16 protein-coding genes are annotated in these 19311 nt (G+C 73.7%); 9 read left to right on the top strand and 7 right to left on the bottom strand.

Annotation, left to right across the window (positions count from 1 at the left end; all coding sequences use genetic code 11):
* Positions 1-41 precede the first annotated feature (41 nt).
* From IE287_RS11975 to pdhA, 5 genes are all read right to left on the bottom strand, one after another.
* Positions 42-1358 (bottom strand): MFS transporter, encoded by a 1317-nt coding sequence (locus IE287_RS11975; protein WP_189848967.1) that lies wholly within the window; start codon positions 1356-1358, stop codon positions 42-44.
* A complete protein-coding gene (locus IE287_RS11970; RefSeq protein WP_189848966.1) occupies positions 1355-2029 on the bottom strand; it encodes a GntR family transcriptional regulator in 675 nt (224 codons plus the stop codon). The genes IE287_RS11975 and IE287_RS11970 overlap by 4 nt, the downstream gene beginning before the upstream one ends.
* Positions 2030-2121: 92 nt before the next feature.
* On the bottom strand, positions 2122-3522 hold the full coding sequence (locus IE287_RS11965; protein WP_189848965.1) for a dihydrolipoamide acetyltransferase family protein: 1401 nt from the start codon (positions 3520-3522) through the stop codon (positions 2122-2124).
* Positions 3523-3532: 10 nt separating this feature from the next.
* Complete coding sequence (locus IE287_RS11960; protein WP_189848964.1) at positions 3533-4513, bottom strand: alpha-ketoacid dehydrogenase subunit beta; 981 nt, start codon at positions 4511-4513, stop codon at positions 3533-3535.
* Between the two features lie 2 nt (positions 4514-4515).
* The gene (gene pdhA, locus IE287_RS11955) at positions 4516-5697 is read right to left on the bottom strand and encodes a pyruvate dehydrogenase (acetyl-transferring) E1 component subunit alpha (RefSeq protein WP_189848963.1); all 1182 of its coding nucleotides are present in this window, start codon (positions 5695-5697) and stop codon (positions 4516-4518) included.
* 342 nt (positions 5698-6039) lie between these two features.
* On the opposite strand from pdhA, the gene IE287_RS11950 reads away from it, so the two are divergent.
* From IE287_RS11950 to IE287_RS11940, 3 genes are all read left to right on the top strand, one after another.
* Entirely contained in the window at positions 6040-6699 is a 660-nt protein-coding gene (locus IE287_RS11950; RefSeq protein ID WP_189848962.1) for a response regulator, read from the top strand.
* 154 nt (positions 6700-6853) lie between these two features.
* Positions 6854-7285, top strand: coding sequence for a pyridoxamine 5'-phosphate oxidase family protein (locus IE287_RS11945; RefSeq protein WP_189848961.1), 432 nt, complete (start codon positions 6854-6856; stop codon positions 7283-7285).
* A gap of 15 nt (positions 7286-7300) precedes the next feature.
* Positions 7301-8317: a phosphotransferase gene (locus IE287_RS11940; protein ID WP_189848960.1), complete on the top strand. Its 1017-nt coding sequence runs from the start codon at positions 7301-7303 to the stop codon at positions 8315-8317.
* Between the two features lie 40 nt (positions 8318-8357).
* On the opposite strand, the gene IE287_RS11935 is transcribed toward IE287_RS11940, so the two are convergent.
* A complete protein-coding gene (locus IE287_RS11935; RefSeq protein ID WP_189848959.1) occupies positions 8358-10013 on the bottom strand; it encodes a protein kinase domain-containing protein in 1656 nt (551 codons plus the stop codon).
* Between the two features lie 290 nt (positions 10014-10303).
* On the opposite strand from IE287_RS11935, the gene IE287_RS11930 reads away from it, so the two are divergent.
* The 6 genes from IE287_RS11930 (at position 10304) to IE287_RS11905 (ending at position 18230) form a co-directional block, all read left to right on the top strand.
* Positions 10304-11956, top strand: coding sequence for a protein kinase domain-containing protein (locus IE287_RS11930; RefSeq protein WP_189848958.1), 1653 nt, complete (start codon positions 10304-10306; stop codon positions 11954-11956).
* 78 nt (positions 11957-12034) lie between these two features.
* Positions 12035-13003, top strand: a complete 969-nt coding sequence (locus IE287_RS11925) for a hypothetical protein (RefSeq protein ID WP_189848957.1) — start codon at positions 12035-12037, stop codon at positions 13001-13003.
* A 98-nt stretch (positions 13004-13101) separates the two neighbouring features.
* A complete protein-coding gene (locus tag IE287_RS11920; RefSeq protein ID WP_229883427.1) occupies positions 13102-13770 on the top strand; it encodes a PadR family transcriptional regulator in 669 nt (222 codons plus the stop codon).
* A 201-nt stretch (positions 13771-13971) separates the two neighbouring features.
* Positions 13972-14715 (top strand): ABC transporter ATP-binding protein, encoded by a 744-nt coding sequence (locus IE287_RS11915; protein WP_189848956.1) that lies wholly within the window; start codon positions 13972-13974, stop codon positions 14713-14715.
* The gene (locus IE287_RS11910; protein WP_189848955.1) at positions 14712-17576 is read left to right on the top strand and encodes an FtsX-like permease family protein; all 2865 of its coding nucleotides are present in this window, start codon (positions 14712-14714) and stop codon (positions 17574-17576) included. The genes IE287_RS11915 and IE287_RS11910 overlap by 4 nt, the downstream gene beginning before the upstream one ends.
* A gap of 99 nt (positions 17577-17675) precedes the next feature.
* Positions 17676-18230 (top strand): bacterial proteasome activator family protein, encoded by a 555-nt coding sequence (locus IE287_RS11905; protein WP_189848954.1) that lies wholly within the window; start codon positions 17676-17678, stop codon positions 18228-18230.
* A gap of 85 nt (positions 18231-18315) precedes the next feature.
* Here IE287_RS11905 and IE287_RS11900 read toward each other — a convergent pair whose 3' ends face one another.
* Positions 18316-19296 carry an NAD(P)H-quinone oxidoreductase gene (locus IE287_RS11900; protein ID WP_189848953.1) on the bottom strand — a complete coding sequence of 327 codons (981 nt, stop codon included), beginning with the start codon at positions 19294-19296 and terminating at the stop codon, positions 18316-18318.
* Positions 19297-19311: the final 15 nt, after the last annotated feature.

Here is a 19311-nt window from a genome sequence, read left to right as displayed (position 1 = left end):
GGCCGCTTCGCGGTGACGCCGGACCGGAGGGACGGCGCCCGCTACACCGGCACGTGGACGGCCTCCACGCGGCTGGCGACGAGCCGTTCGCGTTCGCGCCGGTGGGTGCGGGACTTGAGGCGGAGGATCTGGACGACGCCGAGGGCTTCGAGGACGAAGACCGAGGAGAAGGCGATCCGGTAGTCGTCGCCGGTGGCGTCGAGCAGCACGCCGATCGCGAGCAGCGTCGTCATCGAGGCGACGAAGCCGCCCATGTTGACGATGCCGGAGGCGGTGCCCTGGCGCTCCGGGGGGTTGGCCGGGCGGGCGAAGTCGAAGCCGATCATGGACGCCGGTCCGCAGGCCCCGAGGACCAGGCAGAGCGTGACGAGCAGCCACATCGGGGCGTGGTCGCCGGGGTACGCGATCGTGGTCGCCCACAGCAGGGCGGTGGCGGCGACCGTGCCGAGGGCCAGCGGGGCGCGGGCGCCCCCGTGGCGGGCGATGATCTGCCCGTACGCGAGGCCGACGGCCATGTTGGAGAGCACGACCAGGGTGAGCAGTTCGCCCGCGGTGCCCCGGGACAGGCCCTGTGCCTCGACGAGGAAGGGCAGCCCCCACAGCAGCAGGAACACCATCGCGGGGAACTGGGTGGTGAAGTGCACCCACAGGCCGAGCCGGGTGCCGGGTTCGCGCCAGGACGCGGCGATCTGCCGGCGGACGTAGGCGGCGCCCGCGTGGCGGACGGGGGCGGGTTCGTACCCCTCGGGGTGGTCCTTGAGGAAGGCCAGCAGCAGGGCCAGGACCAGGACGCCGGCGAGGGAGCTGCCGACGAAGGTGGTGGTCCAGCCGAGGCCGTGCAGGGCGCGGGAGAGGACGACGGTCGAGACCAGGTTGCCCGCCATGCCGATGAGGCCGGCGAGCTGGGCGACGAGCGGTCCGCGGCGGGCGGGGAACCAGCGGCCGCCGAGCCTCAGGACGCTGATGAAGGTCATGGCGTCGCCGCAGCCGAGGAGGGCCCGGGAGGCCAGCGCCATGGGGTACGTGGGGGAGAGCGCGAAGCCCAGCTGGCCCAGGGTGAAGAGGACGACGCCGAGGGCGAGGACCTTCTTGGTGCCGAGCCGGTCGACCATGAGGCCGACCGGTATCTGCATGCCCGCGTAGACCAGCAGCTGGAGTATGGAGAAGGTGGAGAGCGCGGAGGCGCCCACGTGGAAGCGGTCGGCGGCGTCGAGTCCGGCGACGCCGAGCGAGGTCCGGAAGATGACGGCGACGAAGTAGACGGCGACGCCGACGCCCCAGACGAGGGCGGCGCGGCGGCCGCCGGGCGGGTCGCCGGGGAGGGTGACGGCGGAGCCGTAGCCGTTGCGGCCGCTCACCTGCCCTCACCCCGGACCAGGGCGCCGACGCGGCCGAGGTGGCGGCGGACGGCGGCGGCCGCTCCCTCCGCGTCGCCGGCGCGGAGCCGGTCGAGGATCTCGGCGTGCTCGGCGATGTTCTGGGCGATCCGGTCGGGGTGGGCCTGCATCACGGCGACGCCCATGCGGAGCTGGCGGTCGCGGAGCTGGTCGTAGAGGCGGGCGAGGATCTGGTTGCCGGCGTGGCGGACGATCTCGGCGTGGAAGCAGCGGTCGGTGACGGCGACGTCGGCGAGGTCGCCGGCGCCGGCCTGCCGCTGCTGTTCCTCCAGGAGCTCTTCGAGGCGGGCGAGGAGCGCGGGCGGCGCGGGGACGGCGCGGCGGACGGCGAACTCCTCGACGAGGAGCCGGGTCTCGACGACGTCGGCGATCTCCTGGGCGGAGACGGCGAGGACGAGGGCGCCCTTCTTCGGGTAGAGCTTGAGCAGCCCTTCCATCTCCAGCTTGAGCAGCGCCTCGCGGACGGGGGTGCGGGACACCCCGACGGCCTGGGCCAGCTCCCCCTCGGTGAGGAGCGTCCCGCCCTCGTAACGGCGGTCGAGCACCGCCCGCTTGACGTGGCTGTAGACGCGTTCGGCGGCGGGGGGCTGCTTGGCGGGCCGTCCGGTGGAGGGGGGTGCGGCTGATGGCATGCGCACATCATAGATACAAGGTGGGTACAACAAACAGGCCCGTCCGCGATGCGGACGGGCCTGTTTCACGTGAAACACGCGTCAATCGGGCACTACGCCCAGGTGATGAGCCTCTTCGGCTGCTCCAGGATCGCGGCCACGTCGGCCAGGAACTTGGAGCCGAGCTCGCCGTCGACCAGGCGGTGGTCGAAGGAGAGCGCCAGCGTCGTCACCTGACGCGGCTTCACCTTGCCCTTGTGGACCCAGGGCTGGAGCTTGATCGAGCCGACCGCGAGGATCGCGGACTCCCCCGGGTTGAGGATGGGCGTGCCGGTGTCGACGCCGAAGACGCCGACGTTGGTGATGGTGAAGGTGCCGCCCTGCATCGCCGCCGGGGTCGTCCTGCCCTCGCGGGCGGTGGAGACCAGCTCGCTGAGCGAGCGGGAGAGCTCCGGCAGGGTCTGGGCGTGCGCGTCCTTGATGTTCGGCACGATCAGGCCGCGCGGGGTGGCCGCCGCGATGCCCAGGTTCACGTAGTGCTTGAGGACGATCTCCTGCGCCGCCTCGTCCCAGGCCGCGTTGATCTCCGGGTTGCGCTTGACCGCGACCAGGACGGCCTTGGCGATGAGGAGCAGCGGGTTGACCCGCAGGCCCGCCATGTCCTTGTCGGACTTGAGCTCCTCGACCAGCTTCATCGTGCGCGTGACGTCGAAGGTCACGAACTCGGTGACGTGCGGGGCGGTGAAGGCCGAGCCGACCATCGCCGCCGCCGTGGCCTTGCGGACGCCCTTGATCGGGACCCGGGTCTCCCGCGCGTCGCCCGCGGCGACGGCGGAGGGCGCCGGGACCGGGGCGGCGGCCGGGGCGGGGACCGCCTCGGCCACGGGGGCCGCCGGGACGGCGGGCGCGGCCGGGGCGGCCGCGCGGTGCACGTCCTCGCGGGTGATGATCCCGTCCGGACCCGTCGGCAGGACCGCCGCCAGGTCCACGCCGAGGTCCTTGGCGAGCTTGCGCACCGGCGGCTTGGCCAGCGGCCTGGGCGCGGCGGTCACGGTGCCGTGCCCGTTGAGCTGCTCGGGGACCACCGCGGCGGGCGCGCCCTTGCGGGCCCGGCGCCGGGTGGAGGAGGCGGCCACGCCGTAGCCGACGAGGACCGGCTGGCGGCCCTGCTGCTCCTCGGCCTCCGCCGGCGCCGGCGCCGGTGCGGCGGGAGCCGGGGTCGCGGCGGCGGGCGCCGCGGCGGCCGGGGCCGGGGTCTCGGCGGGGGCGTCGCCGCCGACGTTCACCGAGATGATGACCTGGCCGACGTCGACCGTGGTGCCCTCGGGGAAGACCAGCTCGTGGACGGTGCCGTCGAAGGGGATCGGCAGCTCCACGGCGGCCTTGGCCGTCTCCACCTCGCAGACGACCTGCCCGTCGGTGACGGTGTCACCGGGCTGGACGTACCACTTGAGGATCTCGGCCTCGGTCAGGCCCTCGCCCACGTCGGGCATCTTGAATTCGCGGATCGTCATCGTGCTCTCCTCAGTACGCCAGCGAGCGGTCGACGGCGTCGAGCACGCGGTCCAGGCCCGGCAGGTACTCCTCCTCCAGGCGCGCCGGCGGGTACGGCGCGTGGTAGCCGCCGACCCGCAGGACGGGGGCCTCCAGGTGGTAGAAGCAGCGCTCGGTGATCCGGGCGGCGATCTCCGCGCCGGAGCCGAAGAACACCGGGGCCTCGTGGACGACGACCAGACGGCCGGTCTTCTCGACCGAGGTCTGGATGGTGTCGAAGTCGAGGGGGGAGATCGAGCGCAGGTCCACGACCTCGACCGACTTGCCCTCCTCGGCGGCGGCCGCGGCCGCCTCCAGGCACGTCTTCACCATCGGGCCGTACGCCACCAGGGTGAGGTCGGTGCCCTCGCGGGCCACGCGGGCCTTGTGGAGCTCGCCGGGGATCGCCTCGGTGTCGAGCTCGCCCTTGTCCCAGTAGCGGCGCTTGGGCTCGAAGAAGATGACCGGGTCGTCGCTCTGGATCGCCTGCTGGAGCATCCAGTAGGCGTCGGAGGAGTTCGCCGGGGTGACGACCTTGAGGCCCGCGACGTGCGCGAAGAGCGACTCGGGGGACTCGGAGTGGTGCTCGACCGCGCCGATGCCGCCGCCGTACGGGATGCGGATGACGACCGGCATCTTCACGGTGCCGAGCGAGCGGGCCCGCATCTTCGCCAGCTGGGTGACGATCTGGTCGTACGCCGGGAAGACGAAGCCGTCGAACTGGATCTCCACGACGGGGCGGTAGCCGCGCAGCGCGAGGCCGATCGCGGTGCCGACGATGCCGGACTCGGCGAGCGGGGTGTCGACCACCCGGTCCTCGCCGAAGTCCTTCTGGAGGCCGTCGGTGATGCGGAAGACACCGCCGAGCTTGCCGACGTCCAGGCCCATGACGACGACCTTGGGGTCGGTCTCCAGGGCCTTGCGCAGCGACTCGTTGAGCGCCTTCGCGAGGGGAAGCTTCTGCACAGCCATGATTACTCGGCCTCTCCGTCCGCGAAGGACGCCTGGTAGGCGGCGAACTCCGCGCGCTCCTCGTCGACGAGCGCGTGCCCGTCCGCGTACGTGTGGTCGAACATCGCCATGTGGTCCGGGACCGGCATGGCGCGGACGACCTCACGGACGTGCTTGCCGAGGCTCTCGCTCTCGGTCTCCAGCTCCTCGAAGAAGGCCGCGTCGGCGTGGCCCTCGTTCTCCAAGTAGGCCCGCAGGCGCAGGATCGGGTCCTTGGCCTCCCACGCCTCGCGCTCGGTGTCGCGGCGGTAGCGGGTCGGGTCGTCGGAGGTGGTGTGGGCGGCCATCCGGTAGGTGAAGGCCTCGATCAGCGTGGGGCCCTCGCCGCGGCGGGCGCGCTCCAGGGCCGACCGGGTGACGGCCAGGCACGCGAGGACGTCGTTGCCGTCGACGCGGACGCCGGGGAAGCCGAAGCCGCGGGCGCGCTGGTAGAGCGGGACGCGGGTCTGCTTCTCGATGGGCTCGGAGATCGCCCACTGGTTGTTCTGGCAGAAGAAGACGACCGGGGCGTTGTAGACCGCGGAGAAGACGAAGGACTCGTTGACGTCGCCCTGGCTGGAGGCTCCGTCGCCGAAGTAGGCGAGTACGGCGGAGTCCGCGCCGTCCTTGGCGATGCCCATGGCGTAGCCGGTGGCGTGCAGGGTCTGCGAGCCGAGGACGATCGTGTACAGGTGGAAGTTGTTGCTGCTGGGGTCCCAGCCGCCGTTGTTGACCCCGCGGAACATGCCCAGCAGGTTGGTGGGGTCGACGCCGCGGCACCAGGCCACGCCGTGCTCACGGTAGGTCGGGAAGACGTAGTCGTCGTCCCGCAGGGCCCGGCCCGAGCCGATCTGCGCGGCCTCCTGGCCGAGCAGCGAGGCCCACAGGCCCAGCTCGCCCTGGCGCTGGAGGGCGGTCGCCTCGGCGTCGAAGCGGCGGGTGAGGACCATGTCGCGGTAGAGGCCGCGCAGCTCCTCGGCGCTCAGGTCGATGTCGTAGTCGGGGTGCTGGACGCGCTCGCCCTCGGGCGTCAGCAGCTGAACGAGCTCGGGCTCCCCGGCCGGGGCCTGGTCGGCCTTCTTGGCGCCGGCGCTGGCGCCGGTGGTGCGCTTGGCGCCGCTGCTGCGTCGCGTCGTCTTGCGCGCGGCAGTGCTCTCCACGGTCACGTGCGTGCTCCTCCGTCGGTCCGGCCCCCGGGTTCGCCGGCAAGGCCAGTGCGGCTCTCCGCCTTATCCGTACCCTGCGCACGGGGTGGGTGCGACGCGGCCGGGGTCGGGCGTGACAGGTGTCCCGGCGAGCGCCGTCATAGGCACGTTACCCACACCGCGGCATTCCTGCGAAACCCCACTTGACCTGCAATTTTGCTTGGATTTCCAAGTAAATCGAGAAAAGCGGAAGCTCGCCCTGGTCAGCGCGTTGGGCAACGGCCCGACACCGTCGTCGGAACATCCGGCACCGTAACCCGCACACCCCGGGCACCGGAAGAGCCAATATGTGAGACTGGCTTCGTGCGCGAAGAAGGAAAAATCCGGGTATTTCTGCTGGATGACCATGAAGTCGTCCGGCGCGGCGTCCACGAGCTGCTTTCCGTGGAGGACGACATCGAGGTGGTCGGCGAGGCCGGAACCGCGGCGGACGCCCTGGTCAGGATCCCCGCGACCCGCCCCGACGTGGCGGTGCTCGACGTGCGGCTGCCCGACGGCAGCGGGGTCGAGGTCTGTCGCGAGGTCCGCTCCCAGGACGAGTCGATCAAATGTCTGATGCTGACCTCGTACGCGGACGACGAAGCGCTTTTCGACGCGATCATGGCCGGGGCCTCGGGATACGTCCTCAAGGCCATCCGGGGCAACGAACTGCTGAACGCGGTCCGGGACGTGGCGGCCGGCAAGTCGCTGCTCGACCCGGTGGCCACGGCGCGGGTCCTGGAGCGGCTGCGCGACGGCAACAACCCGAAGGGTGACGACCGGCTCGCGAACCTCACCGACCAGGAGCGCAAGATCCTCGATCTGATCGGCGAGGGCCTGACCAACCGGGCGATCGGCGAGCGCCTCCACCTCGCGGAGAAGACCATCAAGAACTACGTCTCCAGCCTGCTGTCGAAGCTGGGCATGGAGCGCCGCTCGCAGGCCGCCGCGTACGTCGCGCGGATGCAGGCCGAGCGGCACTGAGCCACCCGACGCCCACCGGACCCGGCGCCCTCCCCGACGGCATCGCCCGAAGGGAGCAGCCCGGGCCGGCCGGCGGCATTCGGGACCTACGTCCCCGTGGAACCGGGGCCGGGGCCCCTTTCCCGACGGGGTGCCGGTGGCGGAGAGTGGAGGCATGTCCACCGAGGAGATCCGCGCCATCGAACTGCTCGGCCGTGCGTCGTACGGCCGGATCGCCACGAGCATGCGGGCGATGCCCTTCGTCGCCCCCGCCCGGCACATCGTCTCCGACGGCAGCGTCCTGGTCCGCATGCACGAGGGGCTCGGCTACCACCAGGCGTGCAGCGGCAGCGTCGTCGCCTACGGGGCGGACGACCTCGATCCCGCCTCCGGCGTCCTGTGGTCGGTGCAGTTCACCGGTACCGCCGAGATCATCGAGCCGACGCCGGCGGAGGTCGCCGCCTTCGGCCCCGAGCCGCTGAGCGTGGACGGCGAGCCGTTCGTCCCCGTCTACATGCGGATCGAACCCCAGTTCGCCACCGTGCACAGCATCGACTACGGTTCCGGCGCCTCTTCCGCACCGCGACACCTCCACCACGCGGCGTGATCTAACATCTGCGGAGTGCCGCGCTCATCTGAACACCCCGCTCCTCCGGTCGGCGCCCTCCTCCGCCGCCACCCGCACGCCGGTGAGCCCCTGTCCTGCGTCCCCGTGACCGAGGGCCTGCTCAACCGCGGCTACCGCCTCTCCACCACCCGCGGGCGCTACTTCCTCAAACAGCACCTCGACGCCCCCACCGCCGACCGGGCCACCATCACCCGCCAGCACCGGGCCACCCAGCGGCTGCACGCCCTGGGGCTGCCGGTGGCCCCTCCGCTGCCCGACAGCCGCGGCCGCACGGTCGCCGTCATCGGCGGCCGCTGCTACGCCCTGCACCCCTGGGTCGAGGGACGGCACCGCGACGGCACCCAGCTCACCACCGGGGGCTCGCGCCGCCTCGGGGCCCTCCTGGGCCGCGTCCACACCACCCTGGACCGGGTCATGGAGCCCCCGCCGGCGGAGGACCGGCACGACAGCGCCCGCCTGGAGGAGACCTTCGCCGCCATCGCCGAGCTGATCCGCCTGGCCCGCTCCCACCGCCCGCACGGCAGCTTCGACGCGCTCGCCGAGCACCGGCTGCGGGAGCGCCGCCGGCTGATCGCCCAGCACGCCCACCGCCGCCCCCCGGCGCCCGCCACGGCCGGCTGGGTCCACGGGGACTTCCACCCGCTGAACCTGCTCTACCGGGGCGCCGAACCGGCCGCGATCGTCGACTGGGACCGGCTCGGCGTCCGCCCCCGCGCCGAGGAGGCCGTCCGGGCCGCCGCGATCTTCTTCGTACGGCCGGGGGGCGAGCTGGACCTGGAGAAGGTGCGGGCCTACGCGCGCGCGTACCGGCGGGCCACCGGCGCGGACGGCGCCGAGCTGGCCGCGGCGGTGCACCGGGTGTGGTGGGAGCGGCTGAACGACTTCTGGACGCTGCGCTGGCGCTACCAGCTGAACGACCGCAGGGCCGACCCGCAGTTCCCCGCGGTGTCGGCCCTGGCCGTGTGGTGGACCCGGGAGTACGACGCCGTGCGCGACGCCTTCTCCACGTGAGGCTCCGGGGCCCCGGTCTCCCGAGGCCTCGCAGGCGGCCCTACGGAGCGGTGGCTCCGGTGTCCCCGGCGGCGTCGGTCGGATCCGTGCCCGGCTCGCCGTTGCCGCCGCCGGTGGGCTCGGTCTGGCCGCCGTTGTCGCCGCCGGTCGGCTCGCCCGTGGGCTCCCCGGTGTCCGTCGGCTGCGTGCTCGGCCTCCCGGTCGACGTCGGGCCCGTGGTGGGCTCCTGGGTCACCGGCGGCTCGGTGGTCGGCGGGGGCGTGGTCGTCGGAGGCTGCGTCGTCGGGGGCTGCGTCGTCGGCTCGTACGTGCTCTCGCCGCCGGTCGCCGGCGGCTCGGTGTACGTCTCCTCGGACGGCTCCTCGGACGGCGCGGGCTCCTCCGAGGCCGTGGAGGGCGAGTCCGACACCGTCGTGGGCGTCGTGATCGGGCCCTTCTTCTTCTCGCCGCCGCCCGCCATCTGCACCGCGAAGACGACGCCGGCGACGATCGCGACCAGCGCGAGCGCCGCGAACAGCACCATCCTGCCGCGGTTGCCCCGGCCGCCGTCCTGGCCGCCGTAGCCGCCGTCCTGGCCGTAGCCGCCGGTGCCGCCCGTGCCGTCGTCGTAACCGCCGTACCCGGCGTAGCCGCCGTCGTCGGGGTTGGGCAGCGGGACGATCCGGCCCTGCGCGGTCTCGCCGAGCGGCGGGTGGCCCATGGCCGTCGTCGCGGTCATGCCGTGCAGGGGCGTGTGCCCGCCCTCGTAGACCGAGACCGGGCCGGTGCCCCAGGTGCCGGTGTGGCCGCCCTGCTGCTGGAGCATCTCCAGGCTGTACTGGATCAGCCCGCGCATCTCCTCGGCGCTCTGGAACCGGTCGTCCGGCTCCTTCGCGAGCGAGCGCATCACCAGGCCGTCCAGCTCCGGCGGGGTCGAGCCGCGGACCTCGGACGGCGGGACCGGGGTGTCCTGCACGTGCTGGTAGACCACCGACAGCGGCGTCTCGCCGGTGAAGGGGGGACGCAGCGCGAGCAGTTCGTAGAGCAGGCAGCCCGTCGCGTACAGGTCGGAGCGGTGGTCGACGGCCTTGCCGAGCGCCTGCTCGGGGGAGAGGTACTGGGGCGTGCCCATGACCATGCCGGTCTGGGTCATCGTCGCCTGCGCGCCGTGCAGCGCGCGGGCGATGCCGAAGTCCATGACCTTCACCGCGCCGGCGTGCGTGATGATCACGTTGGCCGGCTTGATGTCGCGGTGCACGATGCCGTGCTGGTGCGAGTAGGCCAGCGCCTCCAGGACGCCGGAGACGATCACCAGCGCCTGCTCGGGCCCGGGCGCCTCCGCGCTGACCAGCAGGTCACGGATGGTGCGTCCCTCGACGATCTCCATCACGATGTACGGCACCGGGCGCCCGTCGACGACGTCCTCGCCGGAGTCGTACACCGCCACGATCGCGTGGTGGTTGAGGCCGGCGACCGACTGCGCCTCGCGCGTGAAACGGGCCTTGGAGACCGGGTCCTCGGCGAGATCGGAGCGCAGCAGCTTCACCGCGACCGTCCGGCCGAGCCGCACGTCCTCGGCGGCGAAGACCTCGGCCATGCCGCCGCGTCCCAGACGGTGCGTCAGGCGGTAGCGGCCGTCGCCGACGACGCGGCCGACTCCCCATGACTCGGCGCCAGCGCCCGGCATACCGCCACCTGCGTCGGATCCGGGTTCCATGAGTCCTCGCCGTCGTCTGTCCTTGCCGTGTCCAGTCGTCACGCTACAGGCTCCGTACGACATCACGGTCCGCGATGACCGGCCATCCAACCCTTCTCGTGTACGCCTGTGCAAATTCCGCGGGTTTCGCCCGGCCGCCGCGCACGCGCGGCCGTACGGAGGGTCACGGAACGGGCACCCGGCTTGACGTGTCAGGGGCCTCGGGCAGACTTGGCGCAGAATCGGCGGGATATCGGGGTCCGGCCGGAGACGATCCGACGGACGCCGCGGGGCGCAGGGGGACAGCACAGATGAGCCACGACGGCGCCCAGGGCGGCCGCTACACGGGCGGTTCGGTCGCGAACGGCCGCTACCAGCTGCGCGACCTCCTCGGCGAGGGCGGCATGGCCTCGGTCCACCTCGCGTACGACAGCGCGCTGGACCGCCAGGTCGCGATCAAGACGCTCCACACCGAGCTGGGCCGCGAGGCGTCCTTCCGCGAGCGGTTCCGCCGCGAGGCGCAGGCCGTGGCGAAGCTCTCGCACACCAACATCGTCTCGGTCTTCGACACCGGCGAGGACACCCTCGACGGCGGCCTCATGCCGTACATCGTCATGGAGTACGTGGAGGGGCAGCCGCTCGGCTCGGTGCTCGCCTCCGACGTCCACCAGTACGGGGCGATGCCCGCCGACAAGGCGCTGAAGGTGACGGCGGACGTCCTCGCCGCCCTGGAGGTCAGCCACGAGATGGGGCTGGTCCACCGCGACATCAAGCCCGGCAACGTGATGATGACCAAGCGCGGCGTCGTGAAGGTCATGGACTTCGGCATCGCCCGCGCCATGCAGTCCGGCGTCACCTCCATGACCCAGACCGGCATGGTCGTCGGCACCCCCCAGTACCTCTCCCCCGAGCAGGCCCTGGGCCGGCCGGTGGACGCCCGCTCCGACCTTTATTCGGTCGGCATCATGCTCTTCCAGCTGCTGACGGGCCGCCTCCCCTTCGACGCGGACTCCCCGCTGGCCATCGCCTACGCGCACGTCCAGGAGGAGCCGGTCGCCCCGTCCTCCGTCAACCGCTCCGTGACGCCCGCGATGGACGCGCTGGTCGCCCGCGCGCTGCGGAAGAACCCGAACGAGCGCTTCCCGAGCGCCGCCGTCATGCGCGACGAGTGCCTCCGGGTGCTCTCCGCCGGGCAGTCCGCGGCCCCCGTGATCGTGGCCGGCGGGCCGGTCAACAGCGGCTCGGGCGTCGGCTCGGCCGTCTTCCCGCCGGTCGGCCAGACCCCGCCGCCGCACCACGGCACCGGCTCCGGCCCGCACCCGCAGCAGCCGTACCCGTCCCCGGCCCCGCAGCCCGGCCCGTACGGGCAGCCGACCCCGGCGCCGGTGCCCGGTCCCGGTTACGGCTACCCGCAGCCGGCCCCGGCGCCCGCCCCCGGCTACCAGACCCCGCCGCCCGTCTCCTACGCGCACGCGCCGGCCCCCGCTCCGGCGGCCGCCCCGCGCCGGAACATGCCGGTGCTGATCGGCGCGGTCCTGGTCGCCCTGATCGCCGTCGGCGGCGTGATCGTCGCCCTCAAGATGAAGGACGACGGCGACGGCGGCACCACCGCGGGCGGCACCGGCGCCGGGACCGGCGGCACCCAGCAGACCCAGACCGACAGCCCCGGCCACAAGGGCCCGGACCTGTCGAAGACCATCGACACCAAGAAGTGCACCGAGGCGCGGGAGTCGAGCGACGACCCCGAGAAGTTCGAGGTGCCCGACTTCACCTACAAGAACCTGACCTCGGTGAAGGACTGCGTGAACGCCGCGGGCTGGAAGATCACCAAGCAGATGCCGGTGGACGAGAACACCTACGGCGAGGACACGGTCCTGGAGCAGTACCCGCCGGCCGGCACGGACATCAAGCCCGGGGAAGCCGAGTTCACCCTGGAGATCTCCACCGGCAACCCCCAGAAGTAGCCGCCCGGATGCCGAGTGCGTCCCGGTATGTGACGCTGAGTCGGACACCTCGGCGGCACGGCAGGGGAGGGTTTCCCGGTGACTCCCACACGCGGCGGACACGGCGGGGGCGGGAGCGGCACGCCCCGCGGGACACGGGCCCGGGGGCGGGCCGCACGCTCCGGCCCCGCCCTCCGCAGGGCCCTCCTCGCACCCGCACTGGCCTGCGCCTTCCCCCTGTACGGCATCACCGGCGCGGCCCTCGCCCAGGCACCCGGCCACCCCGCCGGCACACCCCTCGCCCAGACCCCCGGGCCCGCCTGGCGGTCCCCCGGCGGCGCCCCCGGCACGACCCGCGCCCAGGCGCCCGGCACCCCCGTACGGCACCCCGGTGCTCCCGCGTACGGCCCCACCGCGGGCCCCACCGCGCCCGGCGCCCCCGCCCCGGCCCGACCCTCCACCGGACCCCCCGCCCCCACCGGCACCGCCGGGCCGGTCGGCACCACCGGACCGGGCACGGCCCCGGCGCCGCGGCCCCCCACCGGAACGCGCCGCCCGCCCCTGCCCACCGGCACCGGCACCTCCACCGGCGCCCCGGGCACCACCGCCCCCGCCACCGCCTCCCCCGCCCCGGGCACCGCCGTCCCCACCGGGACCGGCGCCCCCCGGCCCGGCAAGCCCGCCGCCCGCACCAGCGACGCCCCCGAGCCCACCGGCTCCCCCTCCCTCGCCGGCCGGCCCGCCGGCGAGGGCCGCGCCCGGCCCGGCCGCCCCGAGGGCGCCACCCCCACCGGGACCGGCGCCGACACCGACCCCGGACGTGACAGAACCGCTACAGAATCCGTCGGGGACGGCCTCCCGGAGGAGGAGGCCGCGGTACCCGGGGAGGATGCCTCCGCCCGCCCCGAAGCGGCCCGCGCCACCCGCCCCGCCGCCGTCCCCCAGCTCGCCGTGCGGACCCCCGGCGCCGCCTCCGACCAGCCCGTTCCGCTGCTCACCCTCGGCATCGGGCTCACCCTGATGGGCCTCGGCCTCGGCTTCCTCGGGCTCCGTCTGCGCCGCCGCTGAGGCCCCCGCGGGCCGCGCCCGGTCCCCCTTGAGTCGGACCCTCCGGGTCCCTCTGCGGAGGGTTGCCGCCCTCGGCATACCCGGTATACATACTCGGTATGTCGATCCGCCACGGGCTTCTCGCCCTCCTCGAACACGGCCCCCGCTACGGCTCCCAGCTGCGCACCGAGTTCGAGTCCCGCACCGGCTCCACCTGGCCGCTCAACGTCGGCCAGGTCTACACCACCCTGGGCCGGCTCGAACGGGACGGCCTGGTCGGCCAGAACGGCGAGGACGGCGCTGGCCACGCGCTCTACGCGATCACCGACGCCGGCCGCGCCGAACTGCGCACCTGGTTCGAGCGGCCCGTGGACCGCACCAGCCCCGCCCGCGACGAGCTCGCCATCAAGCTCGCCATGGCCGTCGGGGCACCCGGGGTCGACATCCGCGAGGTCATCCAGGCCCAGCGCCGCCACACCGTGAAGGCGATGCAGGACTACACCCGGCTCAAGGCCCAGGCCCTCGCCGCCCTCGAGGGCGGCGGCTCGCGCGAACGCGACGACGTGGCCTGGCTCCTCGTCCTGGAGCAGCTGATCTTCCAGACCGAGGCCGAGGCCCGCTGGCTCGACCACTGCGAGTCCCGGCTGATCCGCCTCTCCGCCACGGCCCCCGCGCCGGGCCCCGGGACGGGGCCGGGAACCGGAACCGAGACCAGGACCGGAACCGAAGCCGGGCCCGCCCCGGCCGGCGCGGGCACCGGCAACGGCGCCGACAACCGGATCCGCTGACCCCGGACCCACCGACCCCGGACCCGCCGCCTCCGGACCGGCCGGCCCAAGGCCCACCGCCTCCGGGCCCACCGACTCCGGCCGCCGGCTCCGGCCCCACCGCCTCCGGGCCCGCACGGGCCCCGTACCACCGCACGTCACCCACCGCACCGCTCACATCCGTGCGCCGCCGTCGCCGCGCACGCCTAGGGGGACCCCTCCATGTCCACACCGCTCGCCGCGCAGCCCGTGCTGCGCCTGCAGAACCTGACCCGGGTCCACGGATCCGGCGCCACCGAGGTGCACGCCCTGCGCGGCATCGACCTCGACGTCCACCCCGGCGAACTCGTCGCCGTCATGGGCCCCTCCGGCTCCGGCAAGTCCACGCTGCTCACCATCGCCGGCGGCCTCGACGCCCCCAGCTCCGGCCAGGTGATCGTCGAGGGCACCGACATCACCGGCGCCGGGGTGAAGGAGCTCGCCGCCCTGCGCCGCCGCAGCATCGGCTACGTCTTCCAGGACTACAACCTCATCCCCGCGCTGACCGCCGCCGAGAACGTCTCCCTGCCGCGGGAGCTCGACGGCACCTCCGCCCGCAAGGCGCGCGTCGAAGCCGTCGCCGCCCTGGAGGAGATGGGGCTCGGCCACCTCGCCGACCGCTTCCCCGACGAGATGTCCGGCGGCCAGCAGCAGCGCGTGGCCATCGCCCGCGCCCTCGTCGGCGACCGCCGCCTCGTCCTCGCCGACGAGCCCACCGGTGCCCTCGACTCCGAGACCGGCGAGTCCGTCCTCGCGCTGCTCCGCGCCCGCTGCGACGCCGGTGCCGCCGGCGTCCTCGTCACCCACGAGCCGCGCTTCGCCGCCTGGGCCGACCGGGTCGTCTTCCTGCGCGACGGCGCCATCGTCGACCAGACCGTGCGCAGCGAGGCGGACTCCCTCCTCACGGGCCGGGTGGCCGAGGCGTGAAGACCTGGTTCCACTCCTGGCGGGCCGCCGTCCGCATCGCCCGCCGCGACGCCTGGCGCGCCAAGGGCCGCAGCTCGCTCGTCCTCGCGATGATCGCCCTGCCCATCCTCGGTGTCAGCGCCGCCGACCTCACCATCCGCAGCTCCGAACTCTCCGTCTCCGAGCGGATGGAGCGCGGCATCGGCGCCGCCGACGCCTCCTTCCACGACCCCGGCCTCGGCGGCGTCCCGGTCTTCCAGACCCCCGCGGGCGACAACGTCTACCCGGCGAAGGACGAGGAGAACGCCCCCTGGCCCAGCGGTCCCGGCGACCCCACCAAGGTCATACCCGCCGGTTCCCGCTGGATCAGCGACACCCAGGGCGCGGCCAAGCTGACCACGGTGCACGGCCTGCTCCAGACCGACGTGCGGGAGCTCAAGGCCGACGATCCGATCGCCCGGGGCATCACCACGCTCCTCGACGGCCACTACCCGCGGAAGGCCGACGAGGTGATCGCCACCTCCGCCTTCCTGGAGCAGAGCGGCCTCTCCCTCGGCTCGACCGTTTCCGCTCGCAATTTCGACCGGCCGTACCGGATCGTGGGCTCCTACGAGCTGCCCGACAGCCTCGACGCCGCCCAGATCACCGCGCTGCCCGGGGCCTTCCTCGCCCCCTACGGCAAGGCCGCGGAGAAGGCCGGCGCGCTCGCTCCCGGCTCCTCCACCTCGTACCTGGTGCAGCACGCCGGTGGTTTCACGTGGAACGACGTGAAGGAGATCAACACCAAGGGCATCAGCGTCGTCTCCCGGGCCGTCCAGCTGAACCCGCCCGCCGACTCCGAGGTCCCGCTCTACCAGCGTCCCGACTGGCGCAGCTTCGAGTCGAGCTCCGGCGCCGACGCCATGGTCCTCGCCTCCCTCGCCACCGTCGTCGGCCTGGCGATGCTGGAGATCTGCCTGCTCGCCGGACCGGCCTTCGCGGTCGGCGCCCGCCGCTCCCGCCGCCAGCTCGGCCTGGTCGGCGCCAACGGCGGCTCCCGCAGCCACATCCGTGCCATCGTGCTGAGCGGCGGCCTGGTGATCGGCGTCGCCGCCGCCGTCGTCGGCACGGTCCTCGCCCTCGCCCTCACCCTGGCCCTCCGTCCGTTCCTGGAGGACTTCATCGGCCAGCGGTTCGGCGCCTTCGACATCCGGCCGCTGGAACTCCTCGGCATCGCGCTGCTCGCCGTCCTCACCGGTCTGCTCGCCGCGATCGTCCCGGCCGTCACCGCCTCCCGGCAGACCGTGCTCGCCTCGCTCACCGGCCGCCGCGGCGTCCGCTCCACCAGCAAGGTGCTGCCCGTCCTCGGCCTGGTCGCGCTCCTCATCGGCGCGGCGATCGCGCTCTACGGCTCGGTGGTCACCGACCAGTTCGCCATCGTCGCCGGCGGCTCCGCCCTCGCCGAGCTGGGCGTGGTCGCCATGACCCCCGCCCTCGTCGGCCTCTTCGGACGGGTCGGCCGCTGGCTTCCGCTGTCGCCGCGGCTCGCGCTGCGCGACGCCGTCCGCAACCGGGGCCGTACGGCTCCCGCGGTCGCCGCCGTCCTCGCCGCGGTCGCCGGCACGGTCGCCGTCGCCACCCACACGGCGAGCACCGACGCCCAGTACCGCGCCGAGTACACCGCCAGCCTGCCGCACGGCGCCGTCTCCTTCTTCCAGATGGAGGAGGGCGGCCGGGACGTCCCCGCCGTCGCCGACGCCGTCCAGCGCTATTTCTCGGTCGAGACCCGCGCCGACGTCTCCCGCGTCTCCGTCGGCAAGCCCGGCTGCCCCCCGTGGGGCGGCGGTGACGGGTGCGGCCAGTACGAGGTGATGACGCCGCCCGCCAACCTCTGCCCGATGTGGGTGCCGACCACGGACGGCAGCGACCCCTCCGAGAAGTTCACCCCCGAGCAGCGGCGCACGATGATCCGCGAGGACTGGCGCTGCGCGCAGACCTCGGGGGGCGGCGGCCTCTACGTCGACGGCGGTCTCCTCGTCGGCGACGCCCGGCTCCTGAAGGTCCTCGGCATCGAGGACGCGGCCGCGTCCCGGGCGCTCGCGGACGGCAAGGCGGTCGTTTTCTCCAAGCCGCTGGTCGCCGCGGACGGCTCGATCGGGATCAAGCAGGTCACCGACATGAAGGCCGCCGAGAAGGCGTCCGCGGAGAACAAGCCCTCCCCGGGCAGGATCTCCCGGGTCCCCGCCCACCTGGTGACCGGCGACCCGAAGACGTACGGCCTCCAGGTGCTGATGAGCCCCGAGACCGCCCGGGCCGCCGGTCTGCGCACGGTCCCCGTCGGTGCCTACTTCAGCACCGACGCCCTGCCCGGCAGCGAGCAGCGCCAGAAGCTCGACGCCGAGCTGGCCACCCTCGGCGCCGGCATCGACCTCACCGTCGAGGAGGGGTACGTCTCCGACGACAGCATCTTCCTGCTCGCCCTGACCGTCTTCGCCGGTCTGGTCACCATCGGCGCCGCCGGGATCGCCACCGGCCTCGCGCAGGCCGACGCCGAGGCCGATCTGAAGACGCTCGCCGCCGTCGGCGCCCCGCCGCGCGTCCGCCGCACGCTGAGCGGCTTCCAGTGCGGGGTGGTCGCCGCGATGGGTGTCGTCCTCGGCTCGGTCTCCGGCCTCCTCCCGGCGGTGGGCCTGCGGCTCACCGAGGAGCGGCAGCAGATCCGGTACCACGAGCAGACGATCGCGGAGGGCTGGGGCGGCGACCTCACCCCGCCGTACGTGCCGATCGTGGTGCCCTGGGAGACGCTGGCGGCGCTGCTCGTCGCCGTCCCGCTCGGCGCGGCCCTGCTCGCCGCCCTGGTGACCCGCTCGAAGGGTGCCGTGGCCCGCCGCGAGGCGACCTGACACCTTTCCGTGCCGTGACCGTGCCCGGGGAGGAGGGTGGATCACCCTCCTCCCCGGGCACACCTGGTGGTGAAGCACGTGTGCGAGAGAATGGGCGGCATGGAGATGCCGAGGAATGACAGGTCGCCGGAGAGCCCGCAGGTCCTCATCATGGGACAGGACGGGATGACTTTCGGCGGCGCCCAGGGCGACGACGAACCCCGCGAGGTCCCGGTGACGGAAATGGTCGAGCAGCCTGCGAAGGTCATGCGGATCGGCAGCATGATCAAGCAGCTTCTGGAGGAAGTTCGGGCGGCACCTCTCGACGAGGCCAGCCGGGTCCGGCTCAAGGAGATCCACGCCAGCTCGGTGAAGGAGCTGGAGGACGGCCTCGCGCCGGAGCTGGTGGAGGAACTGGAGCGCCTCTCGCTCCCGTTCACCGACGAGGCCATCCCCTCGGAGGCGGAACTGCGCATCGCCCAGGCCCAGTTGGTGGGCTGGCTGGAGGGCCTCTTCCACGGCATCCAGACGGCGCTGTTCGCCCAGCAGATGGCGGCCCGCGCCCAGTTGGAGCAGATGCGGCGCGCCCTCCCGCCCGGCGCTTCCCACGATGACGACGACGAGGGCGGCGGTCGCGGCCCCGGCCGCGCGGTCGGCTCGGGGCCGTACCTGTAGGAGACCGCTTCCCGCACGTGACGGGCCCGGCGCGCCGCGAGCGCGCCGGGCCCGTCCCATGTCCACCCCCGGGGGCGGGTACCGCTCAGGGGGCCAGCAGCAGGATCTTGCCGACGTGGGCGCCGGATTCCAGGACGCGGTGGGCCTCGGCGGCCTCCTGCATCAGGAGCGTCCGGTCGACGACCGGGCGGACCGTGCCGCCCTCGACCAGCGGCCACACGTGCTCGCGGACGGCTGCGACGATGGCCGCCTTCTCCTGGAGCGGCCGGGCCCGCAGGGTCGTCGCCATCACGGCGGCCCGCTTGGCGAGCAGCGCCCCGAGGTTCAGCTCGCCCTTGACGCCGCCCTGGAGGCCGATGACGACGAGGCGCCCGTTGACGGCGAGGGCGCGGATGTTCCGGTCCAGGTACTTGGCCCCCATGATGTCGAGGATCACGTCCGCGCCGGCCCCGTCGGTGGCCGCGCGGAGCTCCTCGACGAAGTCCTGGGTGCGGTAGTCGATCAGCACGTCCGCGCCGAGTTCGGCGCAGCGGGCCAGCTTCTCGGGGCTGCCGGCGGTGACCGCGACCTTCGCGCCGACCGCCTTCGCCAGCTGGATCGCCATCGTGCCGATGCCGCTGGCCCCGCCGTGCACGAGCAGCGTCTCGCCGGGCCGCAGGTGGGCGATCATGAAGATGTTGGACCAGACCGTGCAGGCCACCTCGGGGAGCGCGGCGGCCGTGGCCAGGTCGACGCCCTTCGGGACCGGCAGCAGCTGGGCGGCGGGGACGGCGACCCGCTGGGCGTAGCCCCCGCCGACCAGGAGGGCGCAGACCTCGTCGCCGACCGACCAGCCGGCCACTCCGGGGCCGAGGGCGGTGATCCGCCCGGCGCACTCCAGGCCGGGGTAGGGCGAGGTGCCGGGCGGCGGGTCGTAGAAGCCCTGCCGCTGGAGGACGTCGGCCCGGTTGACGGCGCCGGCCGCCACCTCGACGAGGACCTCGCCCTCGCCGGGCACGGGATCGGGCACCTCGGCCCAGACGAGGGCCTCGGGACCACCGGGTTCCGGAATCGTGATCGCATGCATGGCGGCGAGGCTACT

It is taken from the genome of Streptomyces omiyaensis (assembly GCF_014650895.1).
Classification (GTDB): Bacteria; Actinomycetota; Actinomycetes; order Streptomycetales; family Streptomycetaceae; genus Streptomyces; species Streptomyces omiyaensis.
The sequence above is the reverse complement of the archived record's forward strand: the minus strand, read 5'-3'. Positions and strand labels throughout refer to the sequence as shown.

Coding starts and splice junctions, on each gene's coding strand:
- IE287_RS11915 (WP_189848956.1), top strand. CDS start 13,972: ATGTCCACACCGCTCGCCGCGCAGCCCGTGCTGCGCCTGCAGAACCTG.
- IE287_RS11935 (WP_189848959.1), bottom strand. CDS start 10,013: ATGGAACCCGGATCCGACGCAGGTGGCGGTATGCCGGGCGCTGGCGCC.
- IE287_RS11920 (WP_229883427.1), top strand. CDS start 13,102: ATGTCGATCCGCCACGGGCTTCTCGCCCTCCTCGAACACGGCCCCCGC.
- IE287_RS11900 (WP_189848953.1), bottom strand. CDS start 19,296: ATGCATGCGATCACGATTCCGGAACCCGGTGGTCCCGAGGCCCTCGTC.
- IE287_RS11930 (WP_189848958.1), top strand. CDS start 10,304: ATGAGCCACGACGGCGCCCAGGGCGGCCGCTACACGGGCGGTTCGGTC.
- IE287_RS11970 (WP_189848966.1), bottom strand. CDS start 2,029: ATGCCATCAGCCGCACCCCCCTCCACCGGACGGCCCGCCAAGCAGCCC.
- IE287_RS11905 (WP_189848954.1), top strand. CDS start 17,676: ATGGAGATGCCGAGGAATGACAGGTCGCCGGAGAGCCCGCAGGTCCTC.
- IE287_RS11960 (WP_189848964.1), bottom strand. CDS start 4,513: ATGGCTGTGCAGAAGCTTCCCCTCGCGAAGGCGCTCAACGAGTCGCTG.
- IE287_RS11945 (WP_189848961.1), top strand. CDS start 6,854: ATGTCCACCGAGGAGATCCGCGCCATCGAACTGCTCGGCCGTGCGTCG.
- IE287_RS11965 (WP_189848965.1), bottom strand. CDS start 3,522: ATGACGATCCGCGAATTCAAGATGCCCGACGTGGGCGAGGGCCTGACC.